Raw genomic sequence first — 2,291 nt, forward strand, 5'->3', positions numbered from 1 at the left:
CCTAAGACCATCTGGTTAAGGGTTTTACTAAAATTCTCATCATGGGCAAGCAAAGCATTGAGAACTTGCCAGACAACACTGTATCTCTTATTGTTTTTTAATGCCTCTTCTGGTGAAACACCAGCAGGAACACCAACCGGCAAAATGATATAGCCCATCTTTTTGCCTTTTGCACGACGCATCACACGTCCTACCGCTTGTATCACATCCACTTGGCTTTTACGCGGGTGTAAAAACATAACCGCATCAAGGGAAGGAACATCAACACCTTCTGAAAGGCAGCGTACATTGGTTAATATACGGCAGACATTCTCACCCGCATCTTCTTTCAACCAATCAAGTTTTATCGTACGGTTTTTGGCACCAGATTTTCCATTAATATGATCTACTTGACAGTTAAGAGGGGGAATATTTTTATGGTTTTCATGAAGATTACGTAAATCTTTCTTAACTTCTTCATCGTTGAATGTTCTACATATGCGTTCAGAAGTTTTAATATCTCTACAAAAAGCCAAAGCCCGATGCATGGGTCTTGTATCATCTCCAAGATCAATTTTCAGATCCATTTTGGTAAGAGCTTGATAACAACCCATGATCTTTGTTCTATCATCAAGAATAAGTTCATAATTCTCATCTGTCATCAGATGCTGGATAGATTTACTCACTTCTCCTTCATCAACACCTAAAACGATAATCTTGTAAGGCGTTAAAAGTCCATTTTTTACAGCATGGGAGAAACTATAAGAATAAAGGATTTTTCCATAAAGCTCTTCATCATCCATAGAAGCCAGAACGGCATCAATCTCATTAGCTTGTTTTTTGGCATTATCACTAAAGATACGAGGTGTTGCTGTCATATACAGACGTTTCTTGCCCCGAATAAGGCTATTATTATGAACCTTGATAAACTCAGATTCACTCTTGTCTGTTCCTAACACAGCTCCAGTGGTACGGTGTGCTTCATCACAAATGATCAGATCAAATTCCGGTAAAGCATATTTCTTTTGCGCATCCGAAATCACTTGGATCGAATGGTAGGTAGCAAAGACCACTGTCATGGCATCAGGAGAAGTCTTATTGGCTTTTTCTCCAAGCTTTTGAGAATCTGTTGTTGCTGGTAGAGCGAGATCCGAGACATCGAGTTCGGCAGCATCATCTTGGGCTTTGCGACGCTTGCCAACTTGTGTATCAGAACACACCGCAAAGGAACGCAAGGGGATTGCTGTATCTGCTGTCCATTCTCTTATTGTTTGTGACATTAAAGAAAGAGAGGGGACAAGAAATAAAACACGTTTACCTTGACCAGCAAGAGCTTCTGCTATCTTCAGACTGGTAAAGGTCTTTCCCGTTCCACACGCCATAATCAGCTTGCCGCGGTCTGCTTCTTGTAAACCGTCACAAACAGCTTTAAGCGCTTCTTGTTGATGATCTAAAAGCTTTTTCGGTTCTTTTTTCTTAAGAGTAGCTTCCCCTTTGCTTTCAAAGGTTGACCAATCTATTTGACTGTTTTCCAGATCAAAAAGATTAATCCGTTGAATGCGGACTCCTTGTCCTTCACAGGTGAGATCGGCATTGTTACTCCAATTACCTTCGGTGCTATCAACCAGAATACGGCGTGTGAAGATCTTTTTTCCCGAGGCAGCAATAAAGCTATCAATATCTTCCTTCTTGATTTGATGATTTGCACTATAAAACTTACATTGAATAGCGGCATATCCTTCTTCATCACGAATTTTAGCAACCAGATCAATGCCGATATCACGCCCATCTTCTCCATGCTCTTTTGCCCATTCACAATAGGTTTGAACCTTTTCATATTCTTGGCATTGTAGAGGGTCTTGCGTCAAATAAGCAATTACAAACTTTTCAAAAGAAGTTCCTCTATCGCGCGCACTTTCTGTATGATCACGGTAGGATTGTAACAGAGAGCGTAATGTCAGTGGTTTGTTATGAGATTGAAGCATTTATAATAAAACCCCACCGCTTTATAAGCGTTGATCTATCGGTGTTAAAAAACTTTAAATAGAATCTGCTAGATCTATTTAAAACAAATAGCAATAATAAAATAAAAAAAGGGTGCTAAAGACCCACAACCTGCTTAAAAAGAAATTTTATTAAAGGCTACTTATCCACAGCCTATGACATGAGGTAAAATCAGCAAAATAGTGAATTTTGCTGTTCGTTTCACGTGTTCATCAAGACAAATGAACTATGTGCTTTTAAAATATCATAATGAGTATTTTGATAGGTTTTATGAGTCACTAAAATAGTCTATTTTGTCAGTTTAATTT

The 2,291-nt window shown here is 38.8% G+C and carries 1 protein-coding gene; it reads right to left on the minus strand.

Annotation, left to right across the window (positions count from 1 at the left end):
• On the minus strand, positions 1-1,964 hold a 1,964-nt coding region (locus tag ACFIL3_RS09705), incomplete at its 3' end, for a DEAD/DEAH box helicase family protein (protein WP_375682178.1).
• Positions 1,965-2,291 lie beyond the last annotated feature (327 nt).

This window comes from Bartonella sp. CE47NXGY (genome assembly GCF_042195415.1).
Lineage (GTDB): Bacteria > Pseudomonadota > Alphaproteobacteria > Rhizobiales > Rhizobiaceae > Bartonella.